This is a genomic window from Streptomyces sp. V4I8 (assembly GCF_041261225.1).
In the GTDB taxonomy this organism is placed as follows: Bacteria; Actinomycetota; Actinomycetes; order Streptomycetales; family Streptomycetaceae; genus Streptomyces.
Window position 1 is genome coordinate 8402549 of record NZ_JBGCCN010000001.1, and the last position, 19429, is coordinate 8421977.

The following is a 19429-nucleotide window of genomic DNA, read 5'->3' on the forward strand; positions in this document are numbered from 1 at the left end:
CGGCTGAGTCTCAGGATCAATCACGGTCAATGCGAGTCACCCCAGCCACGGTCTTCTGCCCGACCTCGACCGCGACCTCCACGCCCTCGGGCAGGTAGATGTCGACACGCGAGCCGAAGCGGATCAGACCGATACGGTCGCCCTGCTCGACCTTCGTGCCCTGCGGGATGTAGGGGACGATACGACGGGCCACCGCGCCGGCGATCTGGATCATCTCGATGTCGCCGAGTTCGGTGTCGAAATGCCAGACTACGCGCTCGTTGTTCTCGCTCTCCTTGTTGAACGCCGGAACGAACCCGCCGGGGATGTGCTCCACGGACGTCACGGTGCCGGAGAGCGGGGCACGGTTGACGTGGACGTTGAGCGGGCTCATGAAGATCGCGACGCGGGTGCGGCCGTCCTTCCACGGCATGATGCTCTGCACCACACCGTCGGCGGGCGAGATGACCCGGCCCTGGGCGATCTCGCGCTCGGGGTCGCGGAAGAACCACAGCATGCCCGCCGCGAGCGCGGTGGCGGGCACGGCCACGGCCTTGGCGACGCCGGAGCGGCGTGCGCGGGCCAGGCTGAGGGCTGCGGTGGCGACGGTCGGGAGAAGCCACGGCGATGCTCCGCGCGCGAGGCGTACGCCGGCCCGGCTGTCGCGAGGTGCAGAGGTTTGGCTGTGGGGCATGGATGACCTTCGTAGCGGATGATGCCGCGCTTCGACGGGGGACGGCGGCTTTCCCGGGATCGTACCGGTCGCGGGCCACAACTGGGCAAGCCAGGAAGTCGAGTCGGCGGCCGAAGCGGATTGACGGGGTGTGATCTTCTTCTCGAAGAAAACACCCCGAACCCGGACATCTAGCCCTGGAACCGATACTCTTCGAGAAGCCTGCGACCGATGATCATTTTCTGGATCTCGGCGGTACCTTCACCGATAAGCAGCATCGGGGCCTCACGGTAGAGGCGCTCGATCTCGTACTCCTTGGAGAAGCCGTAGCCGCCGTGGATCCGGAAAGCATCCTCCACGACCTCCTTGCAGTACTCGGAGGCGAGGTACTTCGCCATCCCTGCTTCGAGGTCGTTTCGCTCCCCTGAGTCCTTTTTGCGAGCCGCGTTCACCATCATCGCATGCGCCGCCTCGACCTTGGTAGCCATCTCGGCCAGCTTGAACTGGATGGCCTGGTGCTGAGCGATCGGCTTGCCGAAAGTGTGACGCTGCTGGGCGTACTGGACGCCGAGCTCGAACGCACGCTGAGCGACGCCACAGCCACGCGCCGCCACATTCACGCGCCCGACCTCGACGCCGTCCATCATTTGGTAAAAACCTCGACCGGTGACGCCGCCGAGCACCCGATTGGCCGGAATGCGCAGGCCGTCCATGATGAGTTCGGTCGTGTCGACGCCCTTGTAGCCCATCTTGTCGATCTTGCCCGGGATGGTGAGGCCGGGGCGGACCTCTCCGAAGCCGGGCTCCTTCTCGACGAGGAAGGTCGTCATCGACTTGTGGGGCGCGGTGCCCTCGGGGTGTCCTTCGTCACTTCGGACGAGTACGGCGACGAGAGACGACGTTCCGCCGTTCGTCAGCCACATCTTCTGGCCGTTCAGGACGTACTCCTCGCCGTCCTTCACCGCCTTCGACGTGATGGCCGACACATCGGAGCCCAGGCCCGGCTCCGACATCGAGAAAGCGCCGCGGATGTCGCCGGCGGCCATCCTCGGCAGGAAGTGGTCCTTCTGCTCCTGCGTGCCGTGCTGCTTGAGCATGTACGCCACGATGAAGTGCGTGTTGATGATGCCGGAGACCGACATCCAGCCGCGGGCGATCTCCTCGACGCAGAGGGCGTACGTCAGGAGCGACTCGCCCAGACCGCCGTACTCCTCGGGGATCATCAGGCCGAAGAGGCCCAACTCCTTGAGGCCGTCGACGATCTGCTGCGGGTACTCGTCGCGGTGCTCCAGCTCGGTCGCGACCGGGATGATCTCCTTGTCCACGAAGTCGCGGACGGTGGAGAGGATCTCCTGCTGAATGTCGGTCAGACCGGCGGTCTGGGCGAGGCGCGCCATTACTTCTCCTGCTGCTTCAGCTCCGGGCGGCCGGGCTGCTCGCCGCCGCGCTCCTTGATGTAGGTCTCGGTGGGGACCATGACCTTGCGGCGGAAGACGCACACCAGCGTGCCGTCCTGCTTGTAGCCCTTGGTCTCGACGTAGACGATGCCGCGGTCGTTCTTCGACTTCGACGGCCACTTGTCGAGCACGGTCGTCTGGCCGTAGATCGTGTCGCCGTGGAAGGTCGGCGCCACGTGCTTGAGCGACTCGATCTCCAGGTTGGCGATCGCCTTGCCGGAGATGTCCGGCACGGACATGCCGAGCAGGAGGGAGTAGATGTAGTTGCCCACGACGACGTTCTTGCCGAAGTCCGTCGTCTTCTCCGCATAGTTCGTGTCCATGTGGAGGGGGTGGTGGTTCATGGTGAGGAGACAGAACAGGTGGTCGTCGTACTCCGTGACCGTCTTGCCCGGCCAGTGCTTGTACGTCGCCCCGACCTCGAACTCCTCGTAGGTGCGTCCGAACTGCATGGCCTTACGCCTCCGGGATCTCGAACTTGCTGGTGCGCTGCATGCCGGCGGCGCGGCCCTTGCCGGAGATGACCAGGGCCATCTTGCGGCTGGCCTCGTCGATCATCTCGTCGCCGAGCATCGCGGAGCCCTTCTTGCCGCCCGCCTCGGACGTGTAGTAGTCGTACGCGTCCAGGATCAGCTCGGCGTGGTCGTAGTCCTCCTGCGAGGGCGAGAAGATCTCGTTGGACGCCTCGACCTGGCCCGGGTGCAGCACCCACTTGCCGTCGAAGCCGAGCGCGGCGGCGCGCTGGGCGACCTCGCGGTAGCCGTCGATGTTGCGGATCTGCAGGTAGGGGCCGTCGATCGCCTGGAGGTTGTTGGCGCGGGCGGCCATAAGGATCTTCATCAGGATGTAGTGGTAGGCGTCCGCCGGGTAGCCGGGCGGCTGCTCGCCCACGACCAGCGACTTCATGTTGATGGACGCCATGAAGTCGGCCGGGCCGAAGATGATCGTCTCGACGCGCTGGGAGGCCGTCGCGATCTCGTTGACGTTGTTCAGGCCCTGGGCGTTCTCGATCTGCGCCTCGATGCCGATCTTGCCGACCTCGAAGCCCATCGTCTTCTCGATCTGCGTCAGCAGCAGGTCGAGGGCGACGACCTGCTGGGCCGTCTGGACCTTCGGCAGCATGATGCAGTCGAGGTTCGGGCCGGCGCCCTCGACGACCGTGACGACGTCGCGGTACGTCCACTCGGTCGTCCAGTCGTTGACGCGCACGACCCTCGTCTTGCCCGTCCAGTCACCCTCGTTGAGGAACTTGACGATGGTGTGCCGCGCCTCGGGCTTGGCGAGCGGGGCGCACGCGTCCTCCAGGTCGAGGAAGACCTGGTCCGCCGGGAGGCCCTGAGCCTTCTCCAGGAAGCGGGGGTTCGAGCCCGGCACTGCCAGGCAGGAGCGCCGCGGGCGGAGACGGTTGACGGTCATGCGGGGACCTCCAGGGGGTCGAGCTTGTTCGCTTTCCGGATCTCGTCGACGATGCGGCCGATGATTCCGGTGATGTCGAAGTCCTTCGGGGTGAAGACGGCGGCCACTCCGGCGGCCCGGAGCTGCTCGGCGTCACCATTCGGGATGATGCCACCGGCGATCACGGGTATATCTGTGGCACCGGCCACACGGAGCCGTTCCAGGACGTCCGGCACGAGCTGGGCGTGCGAGCCGGACAGGATCGACAGGCCGACCGCGTGCACGTCCTCCGCGAGGGCCGCGTCCACGATCTGCTCGGGCGTCAGCCGGATCCCCTGGTAGACGACCTCGAAGCCGGCGTCACGCGCCCGCACCGCTATCTGCTCGGCGCCGTTGGAGTGCCCGTCCAGGCCCGGCTTGCCGACCAGGAAGCGGAGCTTGCCGACGCCCATGTCCTTGGCCGTGAGGTCGACCTTGCGGCGCACCTGGGACAGCGCAGAGCCCTCCTCGGCGGGGATGGCCACCGGCGCCGACGACACACCGGTCGGCGCCCGGAACTCGCCGAACACCTCGCGCAGGGCCCCGGCCCACTCGCCGGTCGTGACACCGGCGCGGGCGCACTCCAGGGTGGCCTCCATGAGGTTGGCGGTGCCCTTCGCGGCCTCCTTCAGCTTCTCCAGCGCCTTGCACGGGCGCGGATGGTTGAAGGGCGGCTGGTAGCGGGTGTCGCGCCAGTTCTGGAGCCCCGCGATCACCCGGGCCTCGACGGCCGGGTCCACCGTCTGGATCGCGGTGTCCAGGTCGGCCGTCAGCGGGTTCGGCTCGGTGCCCTCGAAGGCGTTGACACCGATGATCTTCTCCTGGCCGGACTCGATCCGGCCCCGGCGCTCGGCATGCGAGGCGACCAGCTGGGACTTGAGATAGCCGGACTCGACGGCGGCCATCGCGCCGCCCATCTCCTGGATGCGGTCGATCTCCGCGAGCGAGCCCTCGACCAGCTCGTCCACCTTCGTCTCGATCACCTTCGAGCCCTCGAAGATGTCCTCGTACTCCAGCAGATCGCTCTCGTACGCCAGCACCTGCTGGATCCGCAGCGACCACTGCTGGTCCCAGGGCCGGGGGAGACCCAGGGCCTCGTTCCAGGCGGGCAGCTGCACGGCACGCGCGCGTGCGTCCTTCGAGAGGGTCACGGCCAGCATCTCGAGGACGATCCGCTGGACGTTGTTCTCCGGCTGCGCCTCGGTCAGACCGAGGGAGTTGACCTGGACGCCGTACCGGAAGCGGCGCTGCTTGGGGTTCTCGATGCCGTAGCGCTCGCGCGTGACCTTGTCCCAGATCCGCCCGAACGCCCGCATCTTGCACATCTCCTCGATGAAGCGGACGCCCGCGTTCACGAAGAAGGAGATACGGGCCACGACGTCCCCGAACTTCTCGGCGGGGACCTGCCCTGAGTCGCGTACGGCATCGAGGACCGCGATCGCGGTGGACATCGCGTACGCGATCTCCTGGACCGGCGTGGCGCCCGCCTCCTGCAGGTGGTAGCTGCAGATGTTGATCGGGTTCCACTTCGGGATGTGGGAGACCGTGTACGCGATCATGTCCGTCGTCAGACGGAGGCTCGGCCCCGGCGGGAAGACGTGCGTCCCCCGGGACAGGTACTCCTTGACGATGTCGTTCTGGGTCGTGCCCTGGAGCTTGGTGATGTCCGCGCCCTGCTCCTCCGCGACGACCTGGTAGAGCGCCAGCAGCCACATGGCGGTGGCGTTGATCGTCATCGAGGTGTTCATCTGCTCCAGGGGGATGTCCTGGAACAGCCGACGCATGTCACCGAGGTGCGCGACGGGCACGCCGACCCGGCCGACCTCGCCGCGGGCGAGGATGTGGTCGGAGTCGTAGCCGGTCTGCGTGGGCAGGTCGAACGCGACCGACAGGCCGGTCTGCCCCTTGGCGAGGTTGCGCCGGTACAGCTCGTTGGACGCCTCGGCCGTGGAGTGACCGGCATAGGTCCGCATGAGCCACGGCCGGTCCTTCTCCCGCTTGCCTTCGGCGGGCTGACGCTCAGTCATCTATGACCTCGGGTGTCTCAGATGGTGCGGATCAGATGTTGCGGAAGCGGTTGATGCCGTCGATGTGCTTGGCGCGCATCTCCTCGTCGCGCACGCCGAGGCCTTCCTCGGGGGCCAGGCACAGGACGCCGACCTTGCCCTGGTGGAGGTTGCGGTGCACGTCGTAGGCCGCCTGGCCGGTCTCCTCCAGGGAGTAGACCTTCGACAGCGTCGGGTGGATCTTGCCCTTCGCGATGAGCCGGTTGGCCTCCCAGGCCTCGCGGTAGTTGGCGAAGTGCGAGCCGATGATCCGCTTCAGCGACATCCACAGGTAGCGGTTGTCGTACTCGTGCATGTAGCCCGAGGTCGAGGCGCAGGTGGTGATGGTGCCGCCCTTGCGGGTGACGAAGACCGAGGCGCCGAAGGTCTCGCGGCCGGGGTGCTCGAAGACGATGTCGATGTCCTCGCCGCCGGTGAGCTCGCGGATGCGCTTGCCGAAGCGCTTCCACTCCTTCGGGTCCTGGGTCTGCTCGTCCTTCCAGAACTTGTAGCCCTCGGCGTTGCGGTCGATGATCGCCTCGGCGCCCATCGAGCGGCAGATGTCCGCCTTCTGGTCGCTGGAGACGACACAGATCGGGTTGGCGCCACCGGCCAGCGCGAACTGCGTGGCGTACGAGCCGAGTCCGCCGCTCGCGCCCCAGATCAGGACGTTGTCGCCCTGCTTCATGCCGGCGCCGTTGCGGGAGACCAGCTGGCGGTAGGCGGTGGAGTTGACCAGGCCCGGAGCGGCGGCCTCCTCCCAGCTCAGGTGGCCCGGCTTGGGCATGAGCTGGTTGGACTTGACCAGGGCGATCTCGGCGAGGCCGCCGAAGTTGGTCTCGAAGCCCCAGATGCGCTGCTCGGGGTCGAGCATCGTGTCGTTGTGGCCGTCCGAGGACTCCATCTCGACGGACAGACAGTGCGCGACGACCTCGTCACCGGGCTTCCAGGCGTTGACGCCGGGGCCGGTGCGCAGGACGACGCCCGCGAGGTCGGAGCCGATGATGTGGTACGGCAGGTCGTGGCGCTTGGTGAGCTCGCTGAGCTTGCCGTAGCGCTCCAGGAACCCGAAGGTCGACAGGGGCTCGAAGATCGAGGTCCAGACCGAGTTGTAGTTGACCGAGGAGGCCATGACGGCCACCAGGGCCTCGCCCGGTCCGAGTTCCGGCACCGGCACGTCGTCCAGGTGGATCGACTTGCGGGGGTCCTTGTCGCGGGTCTGAAGCCCCGCGAACATCTCCGTCTCGTCCTTGTGCACGGTGATCGCGCGGTACGACTCGGGGAGGGGCAGAGCGGCGAAGTCGGCCGGCGTCGATTCCGGCGACTGGATCGCGTCCAGAATGTCCTTCACGGTCACGGTGTTGCCTCCGGCGGTGTGCACCCTGAGGGAGGGGTGCTGAGGGTTACGTCGGTGCTGCTGAGGGTTTTTGGTGGGTGCCGTCGGTTCGGCGGATGGTGCTGTTCGGCAGCGCTTTGTGGCGCGGGAGGTTGCCTGTGACGCAGGCGCCGGGCGCGCAGACCCCGGGAGGGGTTTGCGGGGACAGCCGACGTACGAAAGGTCTCTGCACGCCGGCCGCCCGGACTCCTTCAACGTATGGCACGGCGTGTCACCTGGCAAGGCACCGAGTGCCAGAACTTGCTCTCAGATGAAATCTTTACGTAACAAATGAGCGATGATCGATCAAAGCTACCGACGAGTAGGTGCTAATCGGGCGCTATCGGTCGCCTGCCGGTCCTGCGCGGGTCGGGGGCGCGGGGGTGACGGCGGTGCCCGCGCCGTCCCGGTCCGTACGACTGCTGGGACGGACCTGTCAGGCGGACGCCGTGGTGATCGCCGCGGGCGTCTGGTCCCGGCAGGTGAGCGCCTGGCTGGGCGTGCGGATCGAGGTGGCAGCCGGGACGATGGAGTTCGACCGGGCCCCGGACCGCTTCCGGCAGGGCCGCGTGGAGGCGCTGGTGGCGGCCGCGCGGCCGTATCTGCCGGGAGCCGACCGGGATCGGCGCGAGCAGGAGTGGATGGATGGGGCCCCGCCCGTGACCCCGGAAGGGCTGCCCCTGATCGGCCCGCTCCCGGGCCGCCCCCGCGTCCTGCTCGCCACCGGCCACAACATGCTGGGCCTGATGCCGGCCCCGGCGACGGGGCGGCTGATGGCGGGGCTCCTGCCGGGGAACGCGGACCCGGGGCCGGCGGCGAGGTTCACCCCGGGCCGGTCCGTCCGGTGCCGGGACTGACCAGGGACTTTCGCGATACGCCCTAGGCGCCCAGGCCGAGCAGCGCCACCTGGAGGGGGAGCGCCGGCTCCTCGGGGAGGGCGGGCGGCTCCTCGCCGCGGCCGGTGTGCGTGGGCGGGACGGCGCGCAGGCCCTTGATGCCGTCGGCGGCCCACTTCGCGTCCGTCGCGGGGAGGGACAGGGTCATGCGCCGCCCGTCGGCCAGCGTGGCTTCGAGCTTGGTCGGGTCGTTCGTCTGCATGGCAACCCACCTCCGTCGCACACCATGAAGATCGTGCTTCGACATGGAGGACGGACGGGTCGGGGAAATGGTTCCCGTGGAGGAGCCCGCCAGGAGGCCCGCCACACCCCGCTGACGCTCTACGCCCGCTCCTTCAGCGCCTGCTCGATCGTCCGCATCACCTCGTCGAGCGGCGCGTCGGTCCGCGCCACGGTCACCAGCACCTCGCCCTGCGTGGCCACGGAGGCCGGCGCCGTGCGCGGGGCGGTGTCCCGGCCCGCCCCGATGCCCGTCCCGAACGTCCGCCGTACGATCGCGAAGGCGTGGTCGAGCTGCGCCTCCACGTCGCCCTGGCCGCCGGCCCGCAGCCAGCGCCGCAGGACGTGGTTGTGGGCGGTGACCACGGCGGACGCGGCGACCTCGGCCAGCAGCGGGTCGTCGTTGGCGTCGTCGTCGTGCGCGTGCTCGTCGAAGTGGCCGAGGAGGTAGCGGGTGAAGAGGCGCTCGTAGCGGGCCACCGACGCGATCTCCGCCTCGCGCAGGGTGGGCACCTCGCGCGTCAGCTTGTAGCGGGCGACCGAGATCTCCGGCCGGGCCGCGTACATCCGCATGACTTCCTTGATGCCACGGCACACCGTGTCGAGCGGATGCTCATGGGCCGGGGCGGCGTTGAGCACCGCCTCGGCGCGGATCAGGGTGTCGTCGTGGTCCGGGAAGATCGCCTCTTCCTTGGAGCGGAAGTGGCGGAAGAACGTGCGGCGGGCGACCCCGGCCGCGGCCGCGATCTCGTCGACGGTGGTCGCCTCGTACCCCTTGGTCGCGAACAGCTCCATCGCCGCGGCCGCCAGTTCGCGGCGCATCTTGAGCCGTTGGGCGGCCGCGCGACTGCCGGCGGCACTTTCCGGCGCGTCGGACGTGGCTGGTGTACGTGAGGACTTGGCGGGCTGGGACATGACCCGAACGTACTGCATGTGCGCAGCTTGATGCGCATGCACGGGGTTTCCCCCGCCCTGGACGGGCGGGGGATTGCCGGGTCGGGCGGGTGGTGGCGAGCTGCTTCGGTCGGCTGGGGGAGAGCTGCGCGGGGCGGGTGGGGGCGGGCCGGCGGGGTCCAGCAGCCCGCCCCACTCCTGACCGTTGCTGAACCAGTCGCCGGGCCGCTCAGCGCCGGGCATATTCGCGGAAGCCGCGGCCGGTCTTGCGGCCGAGGCAGCCCGCGGCCACCAGGTGCTCCAGGAGCGGCGCCGGGGCGAGACCCGGGTCGCGGAACTCGCGGTGCAGGACCTTCTCGATGGCCAGGGAGACATCGAGTCCGACGACGTCCAGCAGCTCGAACGGGCCCATCGGGTAGCCGCCGCCCAGCTTCATCGCCGCGTCGATGTCGTCGAGCGTCGCGTAGTGCTCCTCCACCATCTTGATCGCGTTGTTCAGGTACGGGAACAGCAGCGCGTTCACGATGAATCCGGCACGGTCGCCGCAGTCCACGGCGTGCTTCCTGATCCGGCCGCAGACCTCGCGGACCGTGGAGTGGACGTCGTCGGCGGTGAGCACCGTACGGACGACCTCGACCAGCTTCATCGCCGGGGCCGGGTTGAAGAAGTGCATGCCGATCACGTCCTGCGGACGCGAGGTGGCGCGGGCGCAGGCGACGACGGGCAGCGACGAGGTGGTGGTGGCCAGGACCGCGCCCGGCTTGCAGACCTTGTCCAGCGTCGCGAACAGCTGCCGCTTGATCTCCAGGTCCTCGGCGACGGCCTCGACGGCCAGATCGACGTCGGCGAACGCGTCGTACGAACCCGCCGCGGTGATCAGATCGAGGGTCTGTGCGGCGGCCTCGGCGGTCATCCGCCCCTTGTCGACAGAGCGGGAGAGCGACTTGCCGATACGGGCCTTGGCGGCCTGCGCCTTCTCCTCGCTGCGGGCGGCGAGCACGACCTCGTACCCGGCCTTGGCGAAGACCTCGGCGATCCCGGACGCCATGGTGCCGGAGCCCGCGACGCCGACCGAGCGGACCGTACGGCCGGGGGTCAGGGCGGCGCCGTCCAGCGGCGTCAGCGCGTCCCGCACGACGGTGGCGCTGCCCGGCGCCTCGTACGTGTAGAAGCCACGGCCCGACTTACGGCCCGTCAGACCCGCCTCGCTGAGCTGCTTGAGGATCGGGGCGGGGGCGTGCAGCCGGTCGCGGGACTCGGCGTACATGGCCTCCAGGACCCGGCGCGCGGTGTCGATGCCGATCAGGTCGAGCAGGGCCAGCGGGCCCATCGGCAGGCCGCAGCCCAGCCGCATCGCGGCGTCGATGTCCTCGCGGGAGGCGTACTTCGCCTCGTACATCGCGGCCGCCTGGTTGAGGTAGCCGAACAGCAGCCCGTCGGCGACGAACCCGGGCCGGTCGCCGACCGCGACGGGCTCCTTGCCGAGGTCCAGGGCGAGGTTCGTGACCGCGGTGACGGCCGTCGGCGCGGTCAGCACGGAGGAGACGACCTCGACCAGGCGCATCGCGGGCGCCGGGTTGAAGAAGTGCAGTCCGAGCACGCGCTCGGGCCGGGCCGAGTCGGCGGCCAGCCGCGTGACCGAGAGGGCGTTGGTCCCGGTCGCCAGGATGGTCTCGGGGCGCACGATCCCGTCCAGCTCGCGGAAGAGCTGCTGCTTGATCTCGTACGACTCCGGCGCCACCTCGATGACCAGGTCCGCGTCGGCCGCGGCCTGCAGGTCGGTGGAGGTGCGGACGCGGGCGAGGGCCTCCGCGCGCTCCTCCTCGGTCAGCCGGCCGCGCTCCACGGCACGGGCGGTCGAGGACTCCAGGGCGGCGACGGCCTTGGCGGCCGCGGCCTCGCTGATGTCGATACCGATGACCTCGCGACCGGCCTTGGCCAGGATCTCGGCGATGCCGGTGCCCATGGTGCCGAGGCCGACGACGGCGACGGTCTTGAGCGGGGACAGAGGGGTGTCGGACGAGGTGTCGGACAGGGGAGTGGCCATCGCGGGACTCCAGGAATGAGGGTGACGACTGGAAGCGCGCCCGGGTGCGCCGAAAAGGCGCACCGGGTGCGGAAAGGAGTGAGTGCGGGTGTTGCCGGGCTACTGGCGCACACGCCCGGTGCCGTCGCCGAGCGCGTGCACACGCGCCGGGGAACGGAGGATCCGACCGGCCCTGTCCCGGAGCCGGGTCGTACTGCGGTACCTGATGTACCGAACCGACCAACACTCGCGGCGGCTGCGTCACCAGGCCGCTGCAAGCAAATCCACGAGTGGGTGTCTCGCTCGTATGAGCTTAACCGGTGGGTAACGAGCACGCCAGACCTCGTCTTTGTGATGTAGGTCCCGCGACACGGGCCGCTTGCATACGCTCGCCTTCATGGACGAAGAGTTGCGATCACTCACGGAGCGCTTGCGGCAGGAGTCCGGGGCGTCGGCCGCGTACGAGCACCTCGTGGCGACCGAGGACCTCGACGAACTGGCCGGCGTGCTCACCGCGCCCGGGCAGCCGTTGTGGGCCAGGGAGTTGGCCGCGTTCCGGCTGGGCCTCGCCGGGGACCGGCGGGCCTTCGAGTCCCTCGTCCTGCTGCTCAACCACCGAGACCCGGAGCGCTGTGTCTCCGCAGCCCACGCCCTGGCCCGGCTCGGCGACCCGCGCACGGCCCGCGCGGCGGCCGCCCTGGCCACCAATGAACTCCGTGTCGCCTACGCCCTGCTCCCGGTCCGGCTCCTGGTCGAGCTGCGCGCCCCCGAGGCCGTGCCCGCCCTGATCACCACCCTGGAACGCCGCCTGCACCCCCACGACCCGTATCGGCGCGTGGCCCTCGCCTGTGTGGAAGGCCTCGGCACCCTCGGCGACACCCGCGCCAGACGCGTCCTGAACGAGGCCCTGGCCCACCCGGCGCTGGCCGAGGCGGCGGTTCAGGCGCTGGCGCGAATCCCCCGGCAGCGGTGAGAGAGTGCCGGCCGGCCGGAAGTGCGGGACGCGGTCACTTCCGGTCGACCGGCGGCAACTCGCGCGGCCGCGATGCCGCTCACGCCTAGCGGCGGCCCACGGGCTGTGCGCCGACAGGAGGCCTGCGCCGACAGGGCGGCCGCGCGCCGGCGCAGGCGACCACCGGGCACGCGGGCACCTGTCGCAGGCTCGCTGCCCTCCACAACGGCGGTGCCTCGGTCAGGCCGGCGTCAACTCCCGCGCATACCGCACCTCCGGCACCTCGACCCCGTCCACCTCGAAGGGCTCCTCGGCGCCGTCCGGGCGGAAGCCCGCCCGTTCGTAGAAGCGCCGGGCGCGGGTGTTGTCCTTGAGGACCCAGAGGAGGAGGCGGGTGTGGCCGGCGGTCGTGCAGCGGCGTAGCGACTCCTGGAGCAGGGCCTGTCCGATGCCGTCGCCGTATCGTCCGGGGGCCACGTAGATGGCGTACAACTCGGCGTCCCCGGTGCGTACTTCGCCGTCGCGGTACGGGCCGTGGCAGGCCCAGCCGACGACCTGACCGTCCTGCTCGGCGACCAGGTCGAGCACGCCGCCGTCGGCCTGCGAGAGGTAGGCGCGGCGGCGCTCGGCGTCCTGTGCCACGTCGAGGCCGTCCAGGTACGACTGCGGTAACAGACCCTTGTAGGCGCTCTGCCAGCCGCCGATGCGGATCTCGGCGACGCGGTCGCAGTCGGCCGGGGTCATGGGGCGGATCCGTATGCCGTCGTCGTCCATGACGGCACCGTAGAGATCCCCACCCGGGTCCGCCTCCGATTAACCCGGCAGCACCGCGAACGCCTCGACCTCCATCAGGAACTCCGGCCGTACCAGCCCGGCGACCTGCACCGCCGACGCCGCCGGCAACCGGTCGTCGGGTATGTGCTCGGCGCGGGCCGCGCGGAGGGCCGGCATGTGCGCGATGTCCGTGACGAAGTAGGTGAGCTTGACGACCTCGTCGAAGGTCGCGCCGGCCGCCGCCAGGCAGCGCCTCAGGTTCTCGAAGACCTGGCGGGCCTGGGCCGCCGGATCGCCCTCGCCGACGAGCTTGCCGTCCTCGTCCAGGGCGAGCTGGCCGGAGACGGCGACGAAGCGGCCGGTGCCGAGCACGACATGCGTGTACTGGGCGGCGGGGGCGACTCCGTCGGGGGCGGGAATCCTGGTCAGCTCACTCATGCGTCCATGGTGGACCATGGGTCTGACAATGCCCCCGACGGATCGACGGATCGACGGATCGACGGATCGACGGATCGACGGATCGACGGATCGACGGATCGACGGATCGACGGATCGACGGATCGACGGATCGACGGACCGACGGACAGGCATCAGGCTCTCAGTGGCGGAAGCCGATCAGCCTGTGCAGTTCGGCGCCGCGTGCCGCCGCCGATGTCGCCTTGGAGCTCAGCGGCTTCGGGCCGGGCCGGGCCTCGCACACCGCGTCGACCGCGCCTTCGCCGCGCGGCACCGTCCCGTCGGTCAGGTAGGCCGCGAGGTGCTTGTCCAGGCAGGAGTTCCCGCCCAGCGTGATGCCGTGGTTGCCGCCGCCGCGCTCGACCACCAGGCTGGAGCGGGTCAGCTCCCGGTGCACCGTGACGGCGCCCTGGTACGGGGTGGCCGCGTCGCCGGTCGCCTGGAACAGCAGCACCGGCGCCACCTTGGCGTTGGTGACGCTCACCGAGGCGAGGGACTTCTTCGGCCAGAACGCACACGGCGCGTTGTACCAGGCGTTGTTCCACGTCATGAACGGCGCCTTCGCGTACACGTTCCAGTTGTCCGACCGCCACCGCTGCCAGTCGCGGGACCAGGCGGCGTCCCGGCACTGCACGGAGGCGTAGACGCTGTAGCCGTTCTCGTCGGACGCGTCCGCGGCGCCGAACCTGTCGTAGACCTCGATCAGCGGATCGGCGTCCTTGTCTTTCGCATACGCCGCGAACGCCTCGGCGAGATAGGGCCAGTAGCCGTTGTAGTAACCGCCGGGCAGGAAGGTGTCCTCCAGTTCGGAGGGGCCCACCTTCCCGCCGGCCGGCGCGTTGGCCAGGGCTGCCCGCATCGCGTACCACTTGGCCTCGACCCGCGCGGGATCGGCGCCGAGCCCGTACGTCTTGTCGTACTTGGCGACCCACGCCAGGAACGCGCGGTGCCGGTCGTTGAAGGCGACGTCCTGCGCGAGGTTGGACTGGTACCAGACACCGGTGGGGTCGACGACCGAGTCCAGGGCCGCGCGTCGCACCCGCTGCGGGAAGAGCTTGGCGTAGACCGCGCCCAGGTAGGTGCCGTACGAATAGCCGAAGTAGCTGATCTGCCTGGTGCCGAGAGCCGCGCGGATCCGGTCCATGTCCCGCACGGCGCTGATCGTGTTGAGGTGCGGCAACACGTCCGCGTACTTCTTGCCGCAGGCCTGCGCGAAGGCCTTGGCGCGCTGGAGGTTGGCCCGCTCGATCGCCGGTGTGCGCGGCACGGAGTCCGGGCGCACCGGGGCGAAGTAGCCGGGCTTGCAGTTGACGGCCGGCTTGCTCGCGCCGACCCCGCGCGGGTCGAAGCCGATGACGTCGTACTGTGCCGCCACCGCCTTGGGCAGTGCGGAGGCGACGTATCCGGCGAGCGTGAGACCGCTGCCGCCGGGGCCGCCGGGGTTGACCAGCAGCGGGCCCTGGTACTTCTTCGCGGTGTGCGGGACGCGGGACAGCGCGAGGGTGATCTGCCGTCCGCGCTGATCGGCGTGGTCGAGTGGCACCTCCAGGGACGCGCACTGGAGCGTCGGGTACTTGGTGGTGCCGCACTTCTTCCAGGTGAGGGGTGCGGCCTGAGCGGCTTCCGCGGTGTGCGGGGCACTCGCCTCGGCGGCGGGGACGGCCGTCACGGTTCCGGCCATGACGACGGCGGCACCGCACAGCATGGCTGCGCGTTTTCCCATGGGGTCCTCCCAGGACGGAGGGGATGCGGACCGCGAGAGCCACGGTCCCGGCCGCATTCATCCCGGTACGGACGCCTGGAAGAACTGGATCTGAGAAGACTTGACTCTATTGGGCCGAGAGATGCGCCCCAATGCCCACCGATGCCCCCAATGCGCCCAACGCCATCAGAGCAGGGAGAGCTGAGAGCTGAGTCAGAGCAGGGAGAGCTGAGTCGGTTCCGACCGTGTGTGCCCGGCGGGCTCCGGTTCGGGCTCGCGGATCCGTCGGGGTATGCCCGCGCGCGTGGGGCCGATGCCGTACTCCTGCGCCAGGTCGTGGACCTGACGGGTGATCCGGCGCTGGTACCACTTCGGCGCGTAGGCACCGTCCGCGTACAGCCGCTCGTAACGGCGCACCAGGTGCGGGTGCTCGCGGCCCAGCCACGCCATGAACCACTCGCGCGCCCCGGGCCGCAGATGCAGCACCAGCGGTGTGACCGAGGTCGCCCCGGAGGCCGCGATCGCCCGCACGGTGGCCCGCAGTTGCGCCGGCTGGTCGCTCAGGAAGGGAATCACCGGCGCCATCAGCACCCCGCACCCGAGCCCGTGCTCGGCCAGGGTGCGTACGACGTCCAAGCGTCGCTCCGGCGCGGGCGTGCCCGGCTCCACGGTGCGCCACAGCTCGGGGTCGACGAACCCGACCGAGACGGAGACACCGACGTCGGTCACCTCGGCGGACTGCTTCAGCAGGTCGAGGTCGCGCAGGATCAGCGTGCCCTTCGTCAGGATCGAGTACGGGTTGGCGTGATCGCGCAGGGCGGCGAGGATGCCCGGCATCAGGCGGTAGCGGCCCTCCGCCCGCTGGTAGCAGTCGACGTTCGTGCCCATCGCTATGTGCTCGCCCTGCCAGCGACGTGAGGAGAGCTGGCGGCGCAGCAGCTCCGGCGCGTTCACCTTGACCACGATCTGGGAGTCGAAGCCGAGGCCCGTGTCCAGGTCGAGATAGCTGTGGGTCTTGCGGGCGAAGCAGTACACGCACGCGTGCGAGCAGCCCCGATAGGGGTTGACCGTCCACTCGAAGGGCATGCGCGAGGCACCCGGCACCCGGTTGATGATCGAGCGGGCCCGGATCTCGTGGAACGTGATCCCGGCGAACTCGGGTGTGTCGAAGGTGCGGGTGACCACGGCGTCCGCGCCGAACAGCGCGGCGTCGGCCCGGCTGTGTTCGGACTCCAGGGTGAGGTTCTCCCAGCGCATGGTGCCTCCTCGGTAGCACTGCCCCCAGAATAGAACACATGTTCCCTTGATCGTGCGACCTATCTCCCGGCTTCGTTTCCGATCACTGTGCGATCGCTTCGGTGAGCTGATCGGGACCCCGATTTGGGCGGTCCGGCAGCGGGGTGGTTGGCTTGCTCCAACCCCCGAGAAATCAGGTCCTGGAGGAAGTCAATGGCGCAGGTCGAGGCCACTACGGAGCGGGTCGTCGCGGCGGACGCGGAGAAGGTGTTCGACGCCCTCGCCGACTACAGCGGCACCCGGCAGAAGATCCTGCCCGAGCACTTCAGCGAGTACGAGGTGCGCGAGGGCGGCGACGGCGAGGGCACCCTCGTCCACTGGAAGCTCCAGGCCACCAGCAAGCGCGTCCGCGACTGCCTCCTGGAGGTCAGCGAGCCCACCGACGGCGAGCTCGTCGAGAAGGACCGCAACTCCTCCATGGTCACCACCTGGCGGGTCACCCCGGCCGGCGAGGGCAAGTCGCGGGTCGTCGTCACCACCACCTGGCAGGGCGCCGGCGGCATCGGCGGCTTCTTCGAGAAGACCTTCGCGCCCAAGGGCCTCGGCCGCATCTACGACGCGCTCCTCGCCAGGCTCGCCGCCGAGGTCGAGAAGTAAGTCCCCGGTGTGCGGGGGCCCTTGGCCCCCTCACCGGATCGAGTGGATCTCGCTCGTGTCCGGGATGGCACCGTAACTCGCCGTGCTTGCTCGTAGTTGTCGCCTAATGCGGGAAATGTGAGCAGGTACGGCGAGGGGAGCGGTCCGTGGGCGGCGCGACGTTGGTGCAGGACGAAACCGTCACCGCACCTCCTCCACAGGCTCCGCCCCAAGACGCCGCGCCCCGACTGAGCCCGCGCCGGGTGCGGTTGGTCTTCGTCGGACTGATGCTCGCGCTGCTGCTGGCCGCGCTGGAGCAGATGATCGTCGCCACCGCGCTGCCGAAGATCGTCGGCGAGCTGCACGGCCTGGACAGGATGTCCTGGGCGATCACCGCCTACCTCCTCACCGCCACCGTCGGACTGCCGGTCTACGGCAAGCTCGGCGACCTCCTCGGCCGCAAGGGCGTCTTCCAGTTCGCGATCGTCGTCTTCGTCATCGGCTCCGCGCTCGCCGGCCGGGCCGAGACCATGGACCAGCTGATCGCCTACCGCGCGGTCCAGGGCGCCGGTGCGGGCGGGCTCATGATCGGCGTCCAGGCGATCATCGCGGACATCGTGCCGGCCCGGGAGCGCGGCCGCTTCATGGGCCTGATCGGCGCCGCGTTCGGACTCGCCTCGGTCGCCGGACCCCTGCTGGGCGGCTACTTCACGGACCACCTCTCCTGGCGGTGGTGCTTCTACGTCAACGTCCCCTTCGGCATCGTCACCCTGGCCGTCGTCGCCGTCGTACTGAAGCTGCCCAGGCCCGAGGCCAAGGCCCGGCTCGACATCCTCGGCGCCCTGCTGCTCGCCGCCGCCTCCACCTGCCTGGTCCTGCTGACCAGTTGGGGCGGCACCGAGTACGCCTGGGACTCCCGCGTCATCCTCGCCCTCGGCGCGGGCGCGGTCCTCGCCACCGTCCTCTTCCTCGTCGCCGAGCACTTCGCCGCCGAACCCCTCATCCCGCTGCGGCTGTTCAGGGACTCCGTCTTCAACGTCACCGGGCTCGTCGGCCTCGTGATCGGCGTCGCCCTGTTCGGCGCCGCCAGCTATCTGCCGACCTACCTGCAGATGGTCGACGGGGCCACGGCCACCGAGTCGGGCCTGCTGATGCTGCCGATGATGGGCGGCATCGTCGGCGCCTCCATCGTCTGCGGCCAGCTCATCAGCCTCACCGGCCGCTACAAGATCTACACCGTGCTCGGCAGCGCCCTCTCGGCCCTCGGCATGTGGCTGCTGTCGCGTCTCGAGGCCGACACGCCCCGGCTGCACTACAGCCTCTGGATGGCCGTGCTCGGCGCCGGCATCGGCATGGTGATGCCGGTCCTGATCCTCGCCGTGCAGAACTCCGTGCGCCCGGCCGACCTCGGCACCGCCACCAGCGCCAACAACTACTTCCGGCAGATCGGCGGCAGCGTCGGCGCCGCCGTCTTCGGCACCCTCTTCGCCGACCGGCTCGCCGACGCCCTGGCCGAACGCCTCCCCACGCCCGCGGGTGGCGAGCTGCCCGACCCCGAGTCCATCACCCCGCAGCTCGTCCACACCCTGCCCCAGGCGCTGCGCGACGACTACATCCAGGCCTACGCCGACGCCATGCCGAGGATCTTCCTCTACCTCGTGCCGGTGCTCGTCCTCGGTCTGCTGATCGCCTTCTTCCTCAAGGAGAAACCGCTGGTGTCCCACAACGCCCCGGCCACGGAGACGGAATCGGCGCCGGTGAACACCCAGATCCCCCCGGCCCGTTCGCCGTACGCCGCCGAAGTTCCCGTGCGTGGCACCGTGCAGCATCCGGACGGGACGTACGTACCGCGCGCGGCGCTCACGCTCATCGACATCGCCGGGCAGCAGGTCGGGCGCGGCGGGAGCGGCGACGACGGGCGGTACGCGCTGGCCACGCCGGGCCCGGGGTCGTACGTCATGATCGCGGCGGCGGGCGGCCACCAGCCGCAGGCCGTATCCGTCACCATCGGTGAGGGCCCCGTCGAACTGAACATCGTCCTCGGCGGCGCCGGACGCCTCGCAGGCCGGGTGCTCACCCCGGACGGCACCCCCGTGGACGCCACCGTCACGCTCACCGACGTGCACGGCGAGGTCGTCGCCACCACCCGCAGCGGAAGCGAGGGCGGCTACGTCATCACCGAACTCGTCGCCGGGGAGTACACCCTCGCCGCGAGCGCGGCCGCGTTCCGCCCCGCCGCCGTTCCCGTCACCGTCAAGGCGGCCCGCGAGACCCGCCAGGACATCGAACTCGCCGGCGGCGCCCTGCTGCGCGGCACCGTGCGGGCGGGCGGCGGACGGCCCGTCGAGGACGCGCGCGTGACCCTCCTCGACGCGGCCGGCAATGTCATGGACTCGCTCACCACGGGACCGGACGGCACCTTCCGGTTCGTCGATCTGGCCACCGGCGAGTACACCGTCATCGCCACGGGTTACCCGCCGGTCGCCACCGTGCTCCAAGTCGCCGGGGGCGGCCGTACGGAACGCGATCTTCAGCTCGGGCACGAGGACTGAGCCGACGACCGGGACACGGGCCTGTCCTGCGCGGACGCGGCGCGGACGGGCCCTCCGGCCGACGCGCGGGCCGACGTGAACCCGTCTCATCAATTCCCGTATTGCGTCACATCACCTCGGCCC

At 69.8% G+C, this 19429-nt stretch carries 17 protein-coding genes; 4 read left to right on the forward strand and 13 right to left on the reverse strand.

The window, feature by feature from the left end:
- Positions 1-16 precede the first annotated feature (16 nt).
- The 6 genes from ABIE67_RS38190 to ccrA all read right to left on the reverse strand — a co-directional run bounded on the left by ABIE67_RS38190 (position 17) and on the right by ccrA (position 6939).
- Entirely contained in the window at positions 17-673 is a 657-nt protein-coding gene (locus ABIE67_RS38190) for a phosphatidylserine decarboxylase (protein WP_048579466.1), read from the reverse strand.
- A 170-nt stretch (positions 674-843) separates the two neighbouring features.
- Positions 844-2049 carry an acyl-CoA dehydrogenase family protein gene (locus ABIE67_RS38195; RefSeq protein ID WP_031475707.1) on the reverse strand — a complete coding sequence of 402 codons (1206 nt, stop codon included), beginning with the start codon at positions 2047-2049 and terminating at the stop codon, positions 844-846.
- Positions 2049-2561, reverse strand: coding sequence for a MaoC family dehydratase (locus tag ABIE67_RS38200; protein ID WP_062716551.1), 513 nt, complete (start codon positions 2559-2561; stop codon positions 2049-2051). Before ABIE67_RS38200 ends, ABIE67_RS38195 begins: the two co-directional genes overlap by 1 nt.
- A 4-nt stretch (positions 2562-2565) precedes the next feature.
- The gene (locus ABIE67_RS38205; RefSeq protein WP_370266100.1) at positions 2566-3525 is read right to left on the reverse strand and encodes a CoA ester lyase; all 960 of its coding nucleotides are present in this window, start codon (positions 3523-3525) and stop codon (positions 2566-2568) included.
- Positions 3522-5570: a protein meaA gene (locus ABIE67_RS38210; protein ID WP_370266101.1), complete on the reverse strand. Its 2049-nt coding sequence runs from the start codon at positions 5568-5570 to the stop codon at positions 3522-3524. Before ABIE67_RS38210 ends, ABIE67_RS38205 begins: the two co-directional genes overlap by 4 nt.
- Positions 5571-5601: 31 nt before the next feature.
- Positions 5602-6939: a crotonyl-CoA carboxylase/reductase gene (gene ccrA, locus ABIE67_RS38215; protein ID WP_370269357.1), complete on the reverse strand. Its 1338-nt coding sequence runs from the start codon at positions 6937-6939 to the stop codon at positions 5602-5604.
- A 416-nt stretch (positions 6940-7355) separates the two neighbouring features.
- On the opposite strand from ccrA, the gene ABIE67_RS38220 reads away from it, so the two are divergent.
- Entirely contained in the window at positions 7356-7820 is a 465-nt protein-coding gene (locus ABIE67_RS38220) for an NAD(P)/FAD-dependent oxidoreductase (protein WP_370266102.1), read from the forward strand.
- Between the two features lie 22 nt (positions 7821-7842).
- Here the strand turns inward: ABIE67_RS38220 and ABIE67_RS38225 are convergent, their stop codons facing one another.
- From ABIE67_RS38225 to ABIE67_RS38235, 3 genes are all read right to left on the reverse strand, one after another.
- Entirely contained in the window at positions 7843-8061 is a 219-nt protein-coding gene (locus tag ABIE67_RS38225; protein ID WP_370266103.1) for a hypothetical protein, read from the reverse strand.
- A gap of 119 nt (positions 8062-8180) precedes the next feature.
- Entirely contained in the window at positions 8181-8993 is an 813-nt protein-coding gene (locus tag ABIE67_RS38230) for a TetR family transcriptional regulator (RefSeq protein WP_370266104.1), read from the reverse strand.
- 208 nt (positions 8994-9201) lie between these two features.
- The gene (locus ABIE67_RS38235) at positions 9202-11019 is read right to left on the reverse strand and encodes a 3-hydroxyacyl-CoA dehydrogenase family protein (protein WP_370266105.1); all 1818 of its coding nucleotides are present in this window, start codon (positions 11017-11019) and stop codon (positions 9202-9204) included.
- A 376-nt stretch (positions 11020-11395) separates the two neighbouring features.
- Here ABIE67_RS38235 and ABIE67_RS38240 point away from each other — a divergent pair, with 376 nt between their 5' ends.
- On the forward strand, positions 11396-11971 hold the full coding sequence (locus ABIE67_RS38240; RefSeq protein ID WP_370266106.1) for an adenylosuccinate lyase: 576 nt from the start codon (positions 11396-11398) through the stop codon (positions 11969-11971).
- A gap of 219 nt (positions 11972-12190) precedes the next feature.
- On the opposite strand, the gene ABIE67_RS38245 is transcribed toward ABIE67_RS38240, so the two are convergent.
- From ABIE67_RS38245 to ABIE67_RS38260, 4 genes are all read right to left on the reverse strand, one after another.
- The gene (locus ABIE67_RS38245; protein ID WP_370266107.1) at positions 12191-12724 is read right to left on the reverse strand and encodes an N-acetyltransferase family protein; all 534 of its coding nucleotides are present in this window, start codon (positions 12722-12724) and stop codon (positions 12191-12193) included.
- 39 nt (positions 12725-12763) lie between these two features.
- On the reverse strand, positions 12764-13162 hold the full coding sequence (locus ABIE67_RS38250) for a RidA family protein (protein WP_370266108.1): 399 nt from the start codon (positions 13160-13162) through the stop codon (positions 12764-12766).
- A gap of 160 nt (positions 13163-13322) precedes the next feature.
- Positions 13323-14903 (reverse strand): alpha/beta hydrolase, encoded by a 1581-nt coding sequence (locus tag ABIE67_RS38255; RefSeq protein ID WP_370266109.1) that lies wholly within the window; start codon positions 14901-14903, stop codon positions 13323-13325.
- A gap of 192 nt (positions 14904-15095) precedes the next feature.
- Positions 15096-16139 carry an Rv2578c family radical SAM protein gene (locus tag ABIE67_RS38260; RefSeq protein WP_370266110.1) on the reverse strand — a complete coding sequence of 348 codons (1044 nt, stop codon included), beginning with the start codon at positions 16137-16139 and terminating at the stop codon, positions 15096-15098.
- Positions 16140-16331: 192 nt separating this feature from the next.
- On the opposite strand from ABIE67_RS38260, the gene ABIE67_RS38265 reads away from it, so the two are divergent.
- Together ABIE67_RS38265 and ABIE67_RS38270 are read left to right on the forward strand one after the other, a co-directional pair.
- The gene (locus tag ABIE67_RS38265; RefSeq protein ID WP_370266111.1) at positions 16332-16775 is read left to right on the forward strand and encodes an SRPBCC family protein; all 444 of its coding nucleotides are present in this window, start codon (positions 16332-16334) and stop codon (positions 16773-16775) included.
- 146 nt (positions 16776-16921) lie between these two features.
- Complete coding sequence (locus tag ABIE67_RS38270) at positions 16922-19306, forward strand: MFS transporter (protein WP_370266112.1); 2385 nt, start codon at positions 16922-16924, stop codon at positions 19304-19306.
- The last annotated feature ends 123 nt before the right edge of the window (positions 19307-19429 follow it).